The organism is Candidatus Zixiibacteriota bacterium, from assembly GCA_018820315.1.
GTDB lineage: Bacteria > Zixibacteria > MSB-5A5 > JAABVY01 > JAHJOQ01 > JAHJOQ01.
Window position 1 is genome coordinate 55,076 of the sequence record JAHJOQ010000121.1, and the last position, 16,880, is coordinate 71,955.

General features: G+C 50.2%; 9 protein-coding genes. 8 read left to right on the forward strand and 1 reads right to left on the reverse strand.

Going from position 1 to position 16,880, the window contains the following annotated elements; all coding sequences use genetic code 11:
- Positions 1-281: 281 nt before the first annotated feature.
- The gene (locus KKH67_12195) at positions 282-446 is read right to left on the reverse strand and encodes a hypothetical protein (protein ID MBU1319940.1); all 165 of its coding nucleotides are present in this window, start codon (positions 444-446) and stop codon (positions 282-284) included.
- Positions 447-882: 436 nt separating this feature from the next.
- Between KKH67_12195 and KKH67_12200 the strand changes: the two genes are divergently transcribed.
- The 8 genes from KKH67_12200 (at position 883) to KKH67_12235 (ending at position 16,656) form a co-directional block, all read left to right on the forward strand.
- Positions 883-1,950 carry a hypothetical protein gene (locus KKH67_12200; protein ID MBU1319941.1) on the forward strand — a complete coding sequence of 356 codons (1,068 nt, stop codon included), beginning with the start codon at positions 883-885 and terminating at the stop codon, positions 1,948-1,950.
- A 29-nt stretch (positions 1,951-1,979) separates the two neighbouring features.
- Positions 1,980-2,834, forward strand: a complete 855-nt coding sequence (locus KKH67_12205; GenBank protein ID MBU1319942.1) for a hypothetical protein — start codon at positions 1,980-1,982, stop codon at positions 2,832-2,834.
- 5 nt (positions 2,835-2,839) lie between these two features.
- The gene (locus KKH67_12210; protein MBU1319943.1) at positions 2,840-5,140 is read left to right on the forward strand and encodes a hypothetical protein; all 2,301 of its coding nucleotides are present in this window, start codon (positions 2,840-2,842) and stop codon (positions 5,138-5,140) included.
- A 97-nt stretch (positions 5,141-5,237) separates the two neighbouring features.
- Positions 5,238-7,730: a VCBS repeat-containing protein gene (locus KKH67_12215; protein MBU1319944.1), complete on the forward strand. Its 2,493-nt coding sequence runs from the start codon at positions 5,238-5,240 to the stop codon at positions 7,728-7,730.
- Between the two features lie 743 nt (positions 7,731-8,473).
- Positions 8,474-10,843, forward strand: a complete 2,370-nt coding sequence (locus KKH67_12220; protein MBU1319945.1) for a HAMP domain-containing histidine kinase — start codon at positions 8,474-8,476, stop codon at positions 10,841-10,843.
- Positions 10,836-12,194 carry a sigma-54 dependent transcriptional regulator gene (locus KKH67_12225; GenBank protein ID MBU1319946.1) on the forward strand — a complete coding sequence of 453 codons (1,359 nt, stop codon included), beginning with the start codon at positions 10,836-10,838 and terminating at the stop codon, positions 12,192-12,194. Before KKH67_12220 ends, KKH67_12225 begins: the two co-directional genes overlap by 8 nt.
- Before the next feature lie 361 nt (positions 12,195-12,555).
- On the forward strand, positions 12,556-16,128 hold the full coding sequence (locus KKH67_12230; protein MBU1319947.1) for a PQQ-binding-like beta-propeller repeat protein: 3,573 nt from the start codon (positions 12,556-12,558) through the stop codon (positions 16,126-16,128).
- A 114-nt stretch (positions 16,129-16,242) separates the two neighbouring features.
- A complete protein-coding gene (locus KKH67_12235) occupies positions 16,243-16,656 on the forward strand; it encodes a hypothetical protein (protein ID MBU1319948.1) in 414 nt (137 codons plus the stop codon).
- Positions 16,657-16,880: the final 224 nt, after the last annotated feature.

Genomic DNA, 16,880 nt, shown 5'->3' on the forward strand with positions numbered 1-16,880 from the left:
TGGAGTGACTACTGAACTCGAAGTCCGCTATCGACGCCTCTTGCTGCAACTATGCCGGAAAGCGTGTGGCAGTCAGCGACTTGCAGCAGCGCGAGACCCGGTAGATCTGATTTCGTGCCCATATTTTGACCAAATGCTGCGACTTTTCTGAAAACCTGCCCGTGCGGGCGCATATCCACAGAATGCCTGGCAAGGTACCAGTGAGGCTGTTTGGAGCCGACAGTGTTGCCGACAACGCGAAATTGCGGGCGACACCCGGGTACCCGCTCTATCGGTTCAATCTATAAGCCAGGGGCTTTCTGCATCCCACCTGCAGTGTTCTTCAACCAATAGGCGGTCATGGTGATGTCTCCAACCACACGCTCGTAGTGGATGCCTTCAGGAAGTTGTCTACTGTACCTCTCCGGTATCTGACTCCTGTAAACTCTTCTGTGATCACGAGGCATCAGAACTCCACTCAGTACTCCAAGCTTACAGATCACGTCCCAGCTGTAACAACTGTTCGCGTAGTCAGATCTCTTAGCTGTTCGTCTGCAGCGACCCGCTCCTGTCGTCTGTGACCGCTGTGCCCGCAAACACCCCCAACTACCTCTTAGCTGTCAGATTCATTCGATCCTTGAAATCGTCCCAAGAAACTCCCTTCACTTCCTACCAGCGATGTCGAAAGTCTCTCTCGGTGAACCAGGGCTTACCATTGGGCTTAACCTCTTTCCATTTTCAAACTTACGGTTATGCCCTTTATTTCATCAACTTCTCAAAGTACAAATCATAAGATACACTAACCGCAATCGTCAATCCTTGACAAGCTCTCCTCAAGCACCTATTTTCAATACAATGACTTACCGGTCATGATTCGCAGCAGCTAAGATCAAAGATCAGACAATGGGCAACACACAGAATATCATCAGGGACTTCTTGAAATCACCTCTCGATTTGAGGAAATTCAATGAATTCTATAAGCTGATCTATAGACACACATTAGGCTGCGTTAGCTTTCTTGAACGCAAGGGATACATTCTACCGTCAGAAACAGGTGACAGGGAGCAACGGCTTTCAGATTTGACTATCGACATACTCGGGACGCTTCTGAGATGCGATGGCTCCCGACCGTTTCATCTCGTATCTGAGCACTTTGAAAGATATGGGATGCACGATTATGATCAAGTGTCGAGCGAGGATATTCGCTCCTGCCTGTCGGTGCTTCTCAACGGCCACGCCCGGCAGGAACTCCACAAGTTGCGCAAACAGGATGATCCGCAGATTGACAATCTCAAGAGACGATTCAAGGATATTTTGAAAGGCAAAGAATTCGCTTCATGCAGCGCGGATTCGGGCCGTGCAGAGTACGTGCATCTGTTGAAGTATGCACATGACTTGAGGAAGGATATGAGGCGCTCGACCGGTGAATTCCTGGAATCGGTATCGGAGGATGCTTTCAGAGAGAGCAATTCCAGAATCACATGGTGTCATGATATTTTTGAGCGAATAAACGACGAGACCGGCTACCAGAATTTTGCAATCAAGCATGAACTCTTGAGCACGGTCGTTTCTATCAACTGTAGAGAATTAGAATTCTATGCTGACCTGATGCACAAACCGGGCGGTCCGAAAGCGGGAATGCTGCGGCGCGAACTTGATCGAGGTATGGCCGCGACGCTCGAATGGGCCGAGACTGATCTGCTCATCAAGTTTCGCGAGAACGGACGAATCTCTGAGAGTGAATCAGTCCGATTGATGACTGCGCTGAGTGCATATCTCTCTGATTTTTGTGAGCATGGCCAGACCGACCCGATTCCGAGATACTTCAAGGAGAATATGTCGCCGGAGGCATGCGACCGGTATCTTGATGACTACAAGTACGTTTTTGAGACGCTCGTGAACAAATCGATTGACTATCTGAAGGAATTTGTCAGAAAAAAAGCTACATCTCTCGGATATGGGGACTATTAGATTTATGAACATTTACTGGAGGGCGGAGTATGCATCCGTCAAAGGATAGACTACGACTCTTCGCGGAACAGGGCATGCAGGACGCAGCCGAGCGAGAGCGCATCTCCGACCATATCGAAGAATGCGAGTTTTGCTCGGAATTCTGTGAGGATTACAGGTCTTATCTCGAATCCATCGAGGCCGTTAAGGATGCCGACATCCCGTCTCATGCGCTGCGTTCTGCGGATACGCTCTTCAGAAGAGCAATTCGCGGTATGACTATCGCCCTGCAGCCCCTAACCGAAGATGTCTCATCGCCTCTCAAGCTGGCCGCTGACGGCAGCGAGAGCTTCAAGCCCGAAATAGTGAACATAGCGACACTCTGCTCAGAGAGTCCCGAGGCCATCCTGCGAATAATGCGCGACAGCACTAAGGGAATCGAGTATGTGCAATTGATTTCCGACGACCCGAATTTAACGGGTCATATCATGATACAGGTTCCGGAGATTGGCTGGGAATTGATCACCGATCGTAACGGCAAGGCAGTTGTCGAGCGCACACCTGAAGTCGAATTGTCGAAATTGAGATGGCAAATCAAGCTGCCGGATGCGATCTTCTCGATGAAGCCTCTTGAATACGATCCTGATGAGACCACATATTCCGAGAAAGTAGAACTCACTTCGCCGGAATCTGACAGAATATCGGTCGAATTTCGCGGCAAGAGAGAGGGCAAACAGATCGTGATCCGAATTCTCGAACTCGATGGCAAGCAGGATTTTGGGGAGGTGCGCGTGCTTGTATCTCAGGGTGACATTTCCAGAACATCAAAGACATCGACAGCGAGCACTGTCTCCTTCGAGCTGACCGATTCGGAATCAGAAGTCGATATCAGGTTATTCAGGTGAGAGCAATGTCCCTGTTAGAATTTGCCAGAGAATTTGCGCGCCTCAAGTCTGACCTGGCGGCTTGCAACATTCCTGATGTCCAGCTCGTCCGGCTTGTAGATTTCTGGCCAACCCTCCAGCAAAACGCTGACAATCCTTCCTATCAAAGCTATGTCGATGAGCTCGTACCCATCATATTGCATTTAATCAACGAAGAGAGCCTATATGATCTGACAATAGAAGAGTTGCAAACGATACAGTCGATGCTGCAGCAACTGCACCTTCTTGAACGGCTGACACCGCTTCACGACAGACTTGCTGAGCGCAACAGAACAGTCTCTGAGCAGTTGGCGATGCGATACTTCTACGCTGGGTCGATTGAAGATGGTCTGCACGTTGTCGCAGAGATGTCCGGCGGCACTATTCAGACCAGATTTCCGGAAGATGTCGACGACCTCAGCGAATTCGAAGCGTTCCAAGCGATGATGGAGCACGTACGCGGTCGACACAGCTCGCTCGACGCATTCCTGAGCAGTCTCCACGAGAAATGGCAAACGCAACGCGAGTCAATCTCTCAGGAGAGAATCTACGCGCTGTTTGTCGACAGAGACGATTCCGGCCGTGCATGGCGCGGAAGGATGAAAGCGTTGTCAGGAAAGGTAGAGCTGTTTGGGAAATCAGCGACTACCGACGAGATAACGTTCGATAATCAGATCAAGTCACCAGATGATCCGTTTATCGGGGTTGCATATCAGTCACTCGAAGCCGTGCGGCAATTGATAAAACGCTCTGGATTCAGAAGACAATGCGAAGCGTATTATCATGCGCATTTCGGCGTCAAGAATAGTAAGCAGACATTCACCGGCGATTCGATCGGTTTAGCGATTGGACTGCTGACATATACGCAGCTTCTGAAGCCTGAGATCCTGCGTCAGGATAACTTCATTGCATCCGATATCGCAGTTACCGGCAGTATCGACAGCGGCGGCACGGTCAACTCTGTCAATGACGCCACTCTCAATCTCAAGATCGAGCGGTCGTTTTTCTCTCCTGTAAGGCATTTGGTCGTACCCGATGCAAACTTGCCTGTCGTTCGGGATCATCTTGAGAAATTGCGCGAGCAATATCCACGACGCCGTCTGAAACTGATCGGAGTCGAATCCCTGACCGACGCAATCGAGAACCGAAATATCATCCGCGAAGAGAAAGTTGGCCTGGGGGTATATGTTGCACGGAAGACACTCCGCCGTACACGCTCAACCAAACTCCAAATCCCAATTCTTCTCGCCCTCGGCTATCTCCTGCTATGCTTGATATATCCGAAGGCGTGGGTGGGGTTTGATTGGAATCCGCAGTATGTGCGAGTCACGGAGAGGGGATTTCAGGCTTTGAACAGGGATTCGATAGAAGTCTGGGCCGTTGAATATGAATGCGAGTCAATTCGCGCAAGCTCCAAGTGGGAGATAGGCGATATTGATGGTGATCTACTAAACGAGATTGCGTTCATTCCAAATATTTCAGCAGCTAATCCCTGCGAGAGTAATACAATATTGTGGGTATATCAAGATGATGGCAGTCTCATGTTTCAACGCAGCGCCGTTTTGGCTGACAATATCCTCGGAGATTCAAGCCGCGAAGTGCCTTGGGCAGCTGGGGGAATCGAATTCGTTCAAGGCAAAGGGAATCATCTTGTAGTAGCATCCATCCTCAGGTCCTATCCGTCTCAAGCGCATATAACCCTCTGGAGTTTGAGAGGAGAACTGCTGGGTTGGTATGTTCATCCGGGCATGGTGCAAGTCAGCGAAGACCTGTTTTCGACAGAACGCACAGGGCAACTCGTTTTTCTTGGCATTAACAACGTCATGGGATGCGCATCAATGTTCGCATTACCGATAGACTCTACTGTCGGGTTCTCTCCGCCCCATGACTGTCGATATTACGATTCCTCCTCATTCGTGCCCGGCAGTCAATTGAGCTACATTCTCTTTCCTCAGACAGACCTCAGCACTTCATATCAGAATGAATATAATGGGCCAAACAAGTTGTGGGTATTCCAGAATGGCAGCACGGCAGCTGACATCACTGAACACATACCTGATCAGGAATCTAACATTTGCTATGACTTCGATGCGAGTTACAGGATTGCTGGCGTTTCAATTAGTGACGGGTTCAAACAGAGCAGAAATATCCTGGTAAGCGATGGGAAACTCAATCCTGTCGACTGGCAATCCTATTCAAACACCTTGCGAGACGCCGTTACTTATTGGTCCGCTTCTGGGTGGGTGACCGAGGGCAAACTCCGCGCTCTTGAATCTCTCTCAAAATAGTTTCTACAGATTGTTCCTCTGGTACCTATGCATATGGTAGAAGAAAGGCGCGCGCAAGGTGCTTGTACAACAAACTAACTACTGCGAGGAGGTATCAATGCAACACACTAAGATCCTTTCTATTATCTCTGCTCCGATTCCAGAGGTGTTGCTGGTACTCACGATTCTGTTTCTCGGTGCGCAGAGCGGCTATGCCGATGGCGCACTCTTCGACCCGGCAATCAACTATCCCGTCGGTAGCAACCCCATTTCAGTTCTTGCCGCCGACCTTAATGGCGATAGCATTCCTGACCTTGCTGTGGCCAATCACCACTCAGATAATGTATCTATCCTGCTCAACAGCGATAGTACGTTTCAGGCAGCCATCAACTATGCAGCCGGTAATGGACCCTTTTCAGTCTTCGCTGGCGACCTTGATGGTGACGGCTGTAAGGACCTGGCCGTTGCCAATGCCGTTTCAGACGACGTGTCTATCCTGTTGAACAACTGCGAAGGCATATTTACTCAGAATGGTGCATACGCAATTGGTGATCACGCCTATTCGGTTTTCGTTGCTGACCTTGATGGTGACGGCCATCTTGACCTGGCCGTGGCAAACGCAGCGGCGGGCACCTTGTCCATCCTAATCAACAACGGTGACGGCACATTTCAAGATACTATCAACTATCCAGTTGTTGGTGGCCCCTATTCGGTCATTGCTGCCGACCTTAATGGTAGCGGCCATCTTGACTTAGCGACGGCCAATCCCGGGACGGACAACGTGTCCATTCTCTTCAACAACGGTGATGGTACCTTTCAGGATACCATTAACTACCCAGTCGGTGATGCCCCCTTTGATGTCTTTGCTGCCGACCTTGATGGTAACGGCCATCTTGATCTGGCGACGGCCAATCAACAGTCGGACAACGCATCGGTACTGTTGAATCATGGTGACGGTACTTTTTCGGATGCCGTCCACTACCCAGCGGGTGATGGGCCGCAGGGAGTTACTGCCGCCGATTTTGACGGCGACGGAGATTCTGATCTGGCGGTGGCGAATCCTTTGTCGGATGATGTGACTATCCTATTGAACAACGGTGATGGTACATTTGCTCTGGATTCCGCGTACACGGTCGGTAGCCATCCCTGGGGTATCTTTGCTTCTGACCTCGATCTGGACGGTGATTCCGACTTGGCGGTGGCCTGCTATTACGACAACAGTGTCTCGATTCTTGAAAACCTGACCGGGCCGTATACCCGACCCGACACCCTCTTCGTCGGTAATTCGGCTATCGAGCCGAGTTGTATGGAAGCTGAATTGCCAATCTATCTGGCCAACCAGGAACCGGTTAGCGCGGGACATATTGTCCTCGACTATAGTGAAGCTGGATGGCCGTTCCATCCGTCAGATGTTAGTTTTGCTGGTACTCGTGTGGAGTCGTGGAACCCCACGCTGGGTGTAATCGATTCGACAACAATGACTATCGACATTGGATTTTTCAACTTGAGCGGAACCCCTCTCGATCCTGCCGACGAGATTACGAGAGATATTCCGATCGCTAAGATCATGTTCAATGATGAGTGCGCATTCGCAGGTGAGATGTGGCTGCAGCCACCGGATACAACGACTCTGTGTGCTGAATTCGATTGCTTCAGCACTTCGCTCGTTGATACGCTCGGTGTACTATATGCGCCTGATGTCACATTCGATTCAACTAAGATCTCCGGCTATGTGCCCGGTGACGCCGACGGTTCATGTACTGTTGACATTGATGATGTTGTCTATGTAATCAACTACATCTTTATGGGCGGACCAGCGCCTGTTTGTGAAAGCAAAGCAGGTGACGCGAACGGAAGCTGCGGCATCGACATCGATGATGTTGTCTATCTCATTGCATACATCTTTGCAGGAGGGCCGGAGCCGGTACCGTACTGTTATATCCCACTGCCATTCGAAAAGACCATCGTCGGTAACGCAAGCCTCTCCATCGCAGGCAATGCGAACGAAGAGAGTTCCACAATCTCTCTCACCGCCGACCGCGATGTGCAGGCTATTCAGCTTGAGTTTGCTGTCGGTCATGACGTTGTGAATGTTCGTGTCGAGAGTCTTGTCGATGGTATCGAGACGTTCTACGGATATTCTGGTGGTGTGCTTCGTATCGGGCTGCTCGATCTGTACGGCACCCACATGATTCCGGCTGGAAGCAATGACATAGTCCAAATCACCGGTGCAAATGGCAAGCTGGAATTGACAAATTCGATCATCGTCGCAAAGGGGGGCGGGCATCTGAATTCATCTGTGAGCGAGCAGGCATCAAGTGGAATCCTGCCGCTTAATTTCGCGCTGAATCAGAACCACCCCAACCCATTCAATCCAACAACCGAGATCAGCTTCAGTCTGCCATCCGACTCATACGTCAAACTCGAGATTCACAACATCATGGGTCAACGCGTAACAACCCTCGTAGATGATTACAAACAGGCTGGTTATCACACAGTGACATGGAGTGGTCGCGATGATGGCGGAGCATCTGTTGCTTCGGGAGTATACTTCTATCGAATCGAAGCTGGAGAATACTCTGATTGCAAGAAGATGCTGCTGATGAAATAAAGTCCCTGGGGAACCGGGACGTCCTGCGTGAGGCAGGGACAATGCGGCGGGCTGGTAACAGCCCGCCGCAGCCATTCAAGCAAGCTTTGCGAGACTGTTCGCACGAGCTGCTGTCTCATTATCCACAAATTCAGGCGGCGTCAATTTGTGGACTCGAACTCCGCTATCGCCGCCTCTTACTGCAACTACAGTGGAAAGCGCGTGACAGTCAGCGAGTTGCGTTGACGGAGACCCCACAACTTCCTGAACCGTGCCAGTTTTGTGACCAGCTGACAGCATTTTTCTGAAAATCTTCCGATGTCGCAGCAGGAACCAGGAGTGGCTTCCGAAGATTCAGCATAGTCTGTTTCAAGCTCGCAGTGTCATCCATAATGCGAAATTCGACCGATAATGAAAAAGCCGGCAAATAGCGCTTGACTGGGATTGTCGACCTTCCTCCGTTAATAATCTTACACGCTGGCAGATTTGCCGCTTGGCGTACAATTATATGCTTTGAACCGGTGGGGACCTGCGTCAACCGAAATTCACAAGTGTGATTTGGCAAAACTGATGAATACAATCTGCAGGCAGATTCACTTACGGTCATAACGAGATCTCACCACTATAATGACTTGACTAACAGCTGATTAGTTCTTAATTTTGAATAGATAAACTTGTCCGATATTTATCACGGCAGGAAAAGCTGACTTATGATCCACGGATCTTCCGCTCGATACTTACAGTCAATCGACAGGATTATGTTGATGGCGGTTGCCATCGTTGCTGTTTCGCCAATGATGTCATCGGCCGCGGTAGAGCCATATGACCTCAATCTCATACAAGTCTACGTCACACGCAATCATGGAAACTTTCTGGTAGCGGACTTTGATGGAGATTCACAACCTGAATTTCTGGAATTGAGCAGTGATAGGCAGACATTTTGTATCAGAGAGTTCAGCTCCACAGAGTTTCTCGCCAATCGTTGGCTTCATCACGGTGAGGAGGACCCCAACGTGTTCATGAAACATCTCCTTGCGGCTGATGTGGACGGTGAAAGGGGGGATGAGCTAATCAGCCTGATGCAGGACATAAGCGGGGACAGCGCTTGGATCAGAGTAACCTCTTATTCAGACGAACAGCATCACGTAATCTGCAAGACAAAGGCGATCATAGGGAGCGACATTCGGTCCCGAAAATCATGGCGTGGCCCGGGCTGGGATGGTGAGTTAGATGCCTGCTATGTGGTTGATCTCGAAAATGACGGTGACAAAGAACTTGTCGCTGTCTGCGCGGTAGGCTTCGACTGCTATCCGAGAGGCCTTTTCGTTTATGATTTTCCTTCAGGAGATTTGATCTGGTCCTTCCCGACCGCTTCTAATATCGGACAAGTGGAATTCGCGGATGCCGACGGCGATGGAGAGTCCGAGGTTTATCTTGGGACTTATGTTACCGCGAATGGATGCTTTGCCCGCGAAGTAACGGACAATTCAGAATTCCTATACGCGGTTGATTATAATGGTGATTCTCTGTGGGCAGAGGATCTCGGCGGAAGCATGGATTTTCATGCCAGTAGATTTGCAATTGCTGACGGGGATGGAAACGGCACAATTGAGCTATATATGACTCACTTGCTTGATAAGGCATCAGGGTTTGACGAACATGTCAGGAAACTCAGCATATTGGATTTGAGGACCAGCCGGCAGTTGGCTCAGCATAGCTTCGATCCTCCAGATGCTTTCGGAGATCTCGTCGTTGCCGATCTTGATTTGGACGGCACGATGGAAGTCTTAACGAACAACGGCCCGACCGTGCTCGATGGAACAACTCTGAATCAGATCTGTCAAGGAGAATCCATCAGATGGAGAATCCTCGGCGTCGTGGATATCGATGGTGACACGACAAACGGATTGGAAACCGTTCTAAGGCGCGAAGATTCATTGGTAATCCTTGACAGGAATATGAAGCCGCTTGTCCGTTACACGACCGATGGTAATGACAGAATCGAGCTCGCAATCCATTTTGCAAATGAGAATGGCGAGCATTTCTTGGGAGTAGTTACGGGTCGGCAAGTGGAAGAATGTTTCGGAGAGGATCTTCGGGTTTTCAAGATCGAGAAGTATGTGGCTCCGGAGACTCTCCTCGGTTATGATAAGTGGCGCATGCCGGACTGGTTTAGTGTCTCCATTGCGCTTATCATAGGCGCAATCGCCGGTGTCTTTCTAATCAAAGTAAACGGTCGACTCAGAACTCGTTTTAGGCGATCTGAGGGAATCGGCGAGTATGATTCATTGCTCGATTCACTGGCGACGTTTGAGCATGGCCAGTCGGCAGGACGGAATCTTGAGCGCATCGAATTCCTTCTCAACAATCTTCCGCCAGATGATGCCAGACTGAAGCCGATCGTGCCGCGTGTAATGTCTGCGCTTGAGACTTACAGTTCATTCACGAGTGGGCAATTGCGTGATGTGGTTGAAAGATCAGCGAGATGTGAAGAGTTTGCCGTCAAGGCGGCAGATATTCACAACCTGGATCTGGAGCTGACCGCAATACTGTCAGAATTCGACATAGCCGATCCTATCTCCGGATTCAGATTGAGAAAAGAGGAGATGATCGATTTGACCGTCAAACTGAAACAGTCGGTTCGCGATATCAGAATCGGAGTGATGTCGAAGTTGTCGGTCGATCTTGTGGAAACGGTGAACAACGTGATTGGTTCGCTGTCGGCTCAACTCAAGAATAGCGGCATCAGCATCACAAAACTCGGCGTGACGGGGGATATAAGCCGTGCGGTCTTTTTTTCTCGGCCTCATCTGGTCTCGATAATCGAGGAGATATTCTCGAATGCTTCCGCAAGCATGCGGGATTCATCGGTCAGGAACATCGGTATCGCAATCTCGATCGTCGCTGATACGGTTGCGTTGTCGATTTCGGACACGGGCGGCGGGATTCTGGCTGAGAATGCGGAGGTGCTTTTTGACAGGGAGTACTCTACGAAGCAGGATAAAGGTGGCTATGGCTTGTTCTATGTCAGACAACAAATCGAGCGATTCGGTGGAAAAATCACCATTCGCAACAACAATGACCGTCCCGGGGCAACTGTGACAATAACGATGAAGCTGGTTCCTAATGAATGATCGCAACTTGAGAGTCCTCATTATTGATGATGACGCAGACTTTCGCGAAGATCTTAAATTGCTTCTGCCGGCCGCTTTCGAATCATTGATGGCTTCGTCCCTGGCAGCCGCCACAAAGCTGCTCAATGATCGCGAGATAGACTTGGTGTTTCTCGACATTGACCTCGGCGGGGATATCAATGGTCTGGAGTACCTCAAAAAGATCAAAGCAGACCAGCCGTACCTTCCCGTTATCATGGTTACCGCTGATCGCAGTGTAGACTCGATCGTTCAGGCAATGCGGCTTGGCGCCTCCGATTATGTCGGCAAAAGCCCCGATCTCGACAAGCTGGAATTGTCAATCACAAGAGCGCTATCTGAAAGCTCGCTGCTACGCAGGCTGGACCTGCTCGAAAGTGACCTCGGACATCGTGTCGGAGATCTCATAGGTGAGAGCGAAGCTATCAAAACGATCCTGAAGGAAATGAAAAAACTCGGTGCTGTCCCATCAAATGTCCTGATTACCGGTAAGAGTGGTACGGGCAAGGAGCTTGTCGCAAGGGGCATTCACAAGCTATCTGACCGCCAGAAGCAGCCGTTTGTAGCCGTCAATTGTGCTGCCCTATCGCGCGAACTGATTGAAAGCGAGCTGTTCGGCCATGAGAAGGGAGCCTTCACGGGAGCTGTTGGGCGAAGATCGGGGAAGTTCGAGCTTGTCGGCAGCGGCACGTTGTTTCTCGATGAGATCACCGAGATACCGGTCGAACTTCAGGCGAAACTTCTTAGAGCGATCCAGGAGCGAGAGTTCAGCAGGGTTGGTGGCAACAGCATTATCAAATTCGCAGGTAGGCTACTGGTGTCTTCTAATCGAAACATCCCTCAGGCGATTTCAGATGGACACTTTAGGGAGGACTTGTACTATCGCATAAATGTTTCCTCAGTGTACATTCCGCCACTTGCCGACAGAAAAAGCGACATCCCGGTGCTTGCCAAGCATTTCGTTTCCAAGTTCTCCAGGGAGATGAAAAAACCTATCTGCTCCATCAGTGAGAGAGCTGTCGAACATCTTTCGAGTTATGACTGGCCGGGAAACGTAAGAGAGCTAGCAAACGTCATCGAAAATGCAGTAGTGCACTGCGACGACTCCGAACTGGATCTGCACCACTTCGGTCCGTTCATCTCTCACTGCGAATCACTACCGGAGAGATATGAAGAGGCTAAGCAGCTCGCTCTCTCCCGGTTTCAGAGGGATTTCATCTCGGCTGCTCTCAGTAGACACGGCGGAAACGTGACAAAAACTGCCGATGAGATTAGTGTTTCTCGACAGGGACTTATCAAAATGATGGAGACATGCGGGCTTTCGACGAAGTAGTCTGTACCCGCAGTTTGAACTTCCTTCCCGGTTCTGCAATCAACAGTGGCATCTCCACAGATTAGAATTGTAAACTGCAGTTTCCATATCGTCCACTTCAGTTGACAATCTTAAGCAAATAACGGCAGACATCATCTGACCACCTGATTGTTAGTCTGCTCTAACTGTATGCCATCTAGTGCATTGCTGAAACCCCCTGCCTTTGCTTCGCCCACCTCCGTGTTCGGCACAGAGTTTGCAAAGAATGAAAATCAAGAGGAAGTGAGATGAAACTTGAAAGACATACAGGAGGTGAGATTCAAAAAACCAGGTTTTGAGATTACCGGATGAGTGAAAACAGGAAAGTAAGGAGGAAGGAAAGATGTTAGCAACGGATTATCAATGGGTAGGATCACAGCTGAACAGACTACCGGGTATCCTGACAGTGCTTGTCAGTTTCGTCTTGCTGTCTCTTTCGGGAGTAGCTTTCTGCGAAACTGATTTCGATTTGGTGGAGACTATCGGCATAGAAGACAAGCCAGAGGCAATGGTGATTGCCAACCTGGACAGTGATCCGGAAACCGAATTCGTCGTCGTGCTTGGCTGGAGCGGAATTGTGAAGGCCTACGACAATGACGGGACCATACTCTGGACACAAACTACCGGATGGTACGGGTCGATCAATGCCGGTAATCTTGATGGCGATCCGATGGATGAGATCGCGGTCAGTTCGGCCGATCATCATTTGTACGTCTATGATGACGATGGTTCAGTAATCTGCGTGCAAGCAATTGACAGGCTCGGCCATGACAAAGCAAACTTTGCGGACATCGATGGGGATGGCGATAACGAACTCGTGTTCAGCGAGTGGGACAGTAGTGTCTATTCAGCGAGTCCGGCAAAAGTATATGCCTTCGATCCGGAGACATGCACGATCATCTGGACATACACGCTTCCTGATGATGCTGTCACCCATTGCAGTGACATAGATGGTGATGGCGCGGCAGAGATCGTTGCGTCGAGCAGAGGAGACGCAATCTCACCGGTCATGGTCCTTCTTGAAGGAGATGGCACACCAGTCTGGACAAAACCGGGTCAGGCGTGGACTGTCCGGTTCTGCGATATGGACGGGGACAACGAGAACGATCTGGTGACCAACGTTGGTGGCATCAGCGCTTACAATTATGATGGTGTTGATCTCTTCAGTTCAAGCGCAAAGGGTTTTCTGGTTAATATGTTCGATCTTGATGGTGATGGCGAGATGGAATTCCTCGGCATCGGTTTGTCCTCGCGTGATTCTATCTATGCAACTAACCTCGACGGAACTGAACTCTGGTCCGCCACCCTCTCATCACAAGTGGGATATGCCGAACCTATATCTCTCGGAACAGGGTCGACAGCCGGTGTCACAGCTGCGCTGCGCGATGGCGATTCACTGTTCGTGCTCTCTGGCCTTGATGGTTCCGTTCTTTGGAAGAATGCACCGGATGGTGCTACGGAACGTTTTCGAATCCCATCAGGCTCAGCGGATTTTGATGGTGATGGTCTCACTGATATGATTGTCGGTAATGATAACGACCTGATCTATATGTTTCATCAGAGTAGTTCGAGCACCCTTCTTGGCTGGCCAACGCTTTGTCACGATCTGCAGCACACGGGCAGCACTTCTGACTCACTGCAACCCCCGCTCACATTGCTGGACAGCTTCACAGTCAGTACGGGAAGCGCGTCGTTCTTGTCGGGAGAAGTGATTGTCGATGGAATGGCCTATGTCGGGGGAATTTCAGACTGCGTTTACGCGTACGATCTCACAACCAACGAGATCGTATGGGATTTCTGCGATAGCGAGAGACGAATAAGGACCCCATGCGTGACTGGTGAGTATGTTTATGTAACAGCTAGCAAGACAGCCTCCTCGGGCAGCAGGCTCTATAAACTCGACAAAGGCACTGGCGCTCTTGTCGATTTTGTGGATGTGCCGGGCGAGCCGGAACCCCCTTGTGTGGCCAATGGCATCGTTTATGTTGGATACTCGCACTACTGGTCGGGGCCGTTCGGTTTGCTTGCAGTGGATGCAAACGATCTTCATACACTATGGAACTACACAAATCCGACCAATCACGGTTTCAGCCAACCGGCTGTTTCAGACGATGGATCGAGACTCTTCGTATCTGACGGAGGGGGCAGACTCCTGTGTCTCGATGCGGCCACTGGTGTGCCGTCCTGGTCGTTCTCTTCCGGTCACTCTTGGGGCGTGAATACGCCAACATATCATAATTCGACGGTGTACATGGTTGCCGGGTATAGTAACATCAATGTATACGCCCTTGATGAATCTAACGGAAATCTCTACTGGCAGAAACATCTTGTGTCAGCGGGCTATCCTTCTCAAACGCAGGCACTATATGACGGTAAGTTCTTCGTGAGCGCAAACGAGACATTGTACGCCCTTGACTGCGATGACAACGGCGAGATTATCTGGACATTCCAGAGAGACGGTGGATGCTACTCACCATCGGTGGCTTCGGGTATTGTCTATGTCTCGACCGACAGTCCGGCAAAGCTCTACGCACTGAATGCGTACACCGGGGACAGTCTGTGGTGTCATTCCAGCGGACAGACGGGCCCGCAGATGTCTGGACCGGCTATCGACGGCGGGCATCTTGTGACATGCTTCTCCAACAGCAATCAGTGGAGCGTGTATCATTATACGGCTGACCTTCCGATCCCACCTATCTCTGCCGAGACTGAAATGACTCCAGATCCAGTGTACATATACTGGGAATTTGCTATGGATCCGAAGATGGACACGATATATGTCGGCAATTTCAGCGGTGGCTACTCCGCGTCAGACGTCGATACGACGAGCCTGCTGCTGAACGGTTCGATTGCACCGATCGAAGTCAACACTGTTCCTGCAATGAGTGGGTACACTGGCGAAGTCCTCGAATTGATTTTCCCGCTAGCCAATGTGATCTCCTGCTATCCGCCGCCTTTAGACACAACGATTCAGGATTACACAGTAACAGCGCAACTGAATGATGATCGCAGCCTGAGCGCATCGGGATCCTTCACGTTCATCGGCAAGATTCGCGGTGATGTGAACTACGACATGCATGTGAATCTTCTCGACATCACGGTTCTTGCCAGCTACATTTTCAAGAGCGGCAATCCACCATGTCCAATCGAATCCGGCGATGCTGATCTTTCAGGTGATATTGATATTGATGACGTCGTGTCTCTGATTGCCTATATCTACTGCGGAGAGCCATGGCCTGCCCGGATTGAACACGCTATCAACTCAGAAGCGAAGGACGCTTTCGCCGCCGCTCAGATTGTTGTGATCCCTGAAGATAGCTATACTCGTTCCTCTCAGATGATCAGTGTGGATTCAAGAGTAGCGGTGCGTGGTTATCAGTTCGAATTTGAAGGAGCGGATTTCCGAGGTGTTTCTGTCAGGTCTTTTGTACCGGGAATGGAGTTGTTCTATGGAATTGTCGATGGTCGCCTGAAAGTCGGTCTGTTCGATATCGAAGGTCAGGCTATATGTCCCTCTGGAAATCACGACGTGATTGAAGTTGAGAGTGCCGCCAATTCAAGAGTAAAGCTTCTGAAAACAATACTCGCCTCGGATGGTGGCGGCAGCACAACCGTTATTTACAGGGATGCATTTGATCAGCCCGTGCTACCGTCGGGATATAAGCTGAACCAGAACTATCCGAATCCGTTCAATCCGGTTACGATGATCAGCTTCTATATGCATAAGGCGGGCAACTATACGCTGACCGTATACAACGTTGTGGGGCAGATAGTCGACAAGATCGAAGGCACCGCGACCCAAGTCGGCGAAGTCTCTGTCGAGTGGGATGGTCACGATAAGGCCTCAGGCATATATTTCTACAAACTCGATACTGAAGGCTTCAGTGAAACCAAAAAGATGGCCCTGGTGAAGTAGCATCGGTCGAGCTACAGCTCACCTGTGGTAAGGCACCGGCGGCGCCGACATGGCGTCGCCGGCCATTAGTTGCAAGCAAACAGAATCTGAGACTCAATAAACGATGGAAACCTCATGAAAGATGAATCTACCGTCAGGGAGTGCTCGATTCTTGTAATTGACTCCGAGCCTGAGTTTGCAGAGGATCTATCCGTCTTGCTTCCTTCAGAGTATGATGTCGAGATTGCCGGCGGGTTGGGTGCGGCAATCAGGTCAATTCGTGACCATCGCCCCGACTGTGTACTTCTGGATGCACAAACACCTCTGGAGAAGGACGGCGTAAGATGCTTCGAAGGGATGGATCAAATTACGCTTCTTAGAGAGAAATGTACGGATATGGATATTCAGTGTCCGCCTCTCATATCCATGTCGGCACGCCTTGCTGACGTCGAAGACGCACCACTTGAGGCTAGACCAGAGGCCCAGATAGGAAAACCGCTCGACATTGATGAGCTGAAAAAGATAATCAAGAGGCTGACGACGTTCTAATTGTGAAGCAGAATATGGCCGAATCAAGCTCATAGTACATCTTACAGTTGATTTGGCAAGCTTAGCTGACTTCACAGAACCTCCACACTTCTGCGTTATAGAGATTGGAAAGGTCACCCATTTGCTCAATACGCGTTGACAGCGCCAGTAAATCCCGCAACGACCTCATGGCTGCCAAATTCACTCTGTCCTTCAAATCGTCCCCAAAACTCGCCTCACTTCCG

Coding starts and splice junctions, on each gene's coding strand:
- KKH67_12195 (MBU1319940.1), bottom strand. CDS start 446: ATGCCTCGTGATCACAGAAGAGTTTACAGGAGTCAGATACCGGAGAGG.
- KKH67_12200 (MBU1319941.1), top strand. CDS start 883: ATGGGCAACACACAGAATATCATCAGGGACTTCTTGAAATCACCTCTC.
- KKH67_12205 (MBU1319942.1), top strand. CDS start 1,980: ATGCATCCGTCAAAGGATAGACTACGACTCTTCGCGGAACAGGGCATG.
- KKH67_12210 (MBU1319943.1), top strand. CDS start 2,840: ATGTCCCTGTTAGAATTTGCCAGAGAATTTGCGCGCCTCAAGTCTGAC.
- KKH67_12215 (MBU1319944.1), top strand. CDS start 5,238: ATGCAACACACTAAGATCCTTTCTATTATCTCTGCTCCGATTCCAGAG.
- KKH67_12220 (MBU1319945.1), top strand. CDS start 8,474: ATGGCGGTTGCCATCGTTGCTGTTTCGCCAATGATGTCATCGGCCGCG.
- KKH67_12225 (MBU1319946.1), top strand. CDS start 10,836: ATGAATGATCGCAACTTGAGAGTCCTCATTATTGATGATGACGCAGAC.
- KKH67_12230 (MBU1319947.1), top strand. CDS start 12,556: ATGTTAGCAACGGATTATCAATGGGTAGGATCACAGCTGAACAGACTA.
- KKH67_12235 (MBU1319948.1), top strand. CDS start 16,243: ATGAAAGATGAATCTACCGTCAGGGAGTGCTCGATTCTTGTAATTGAC.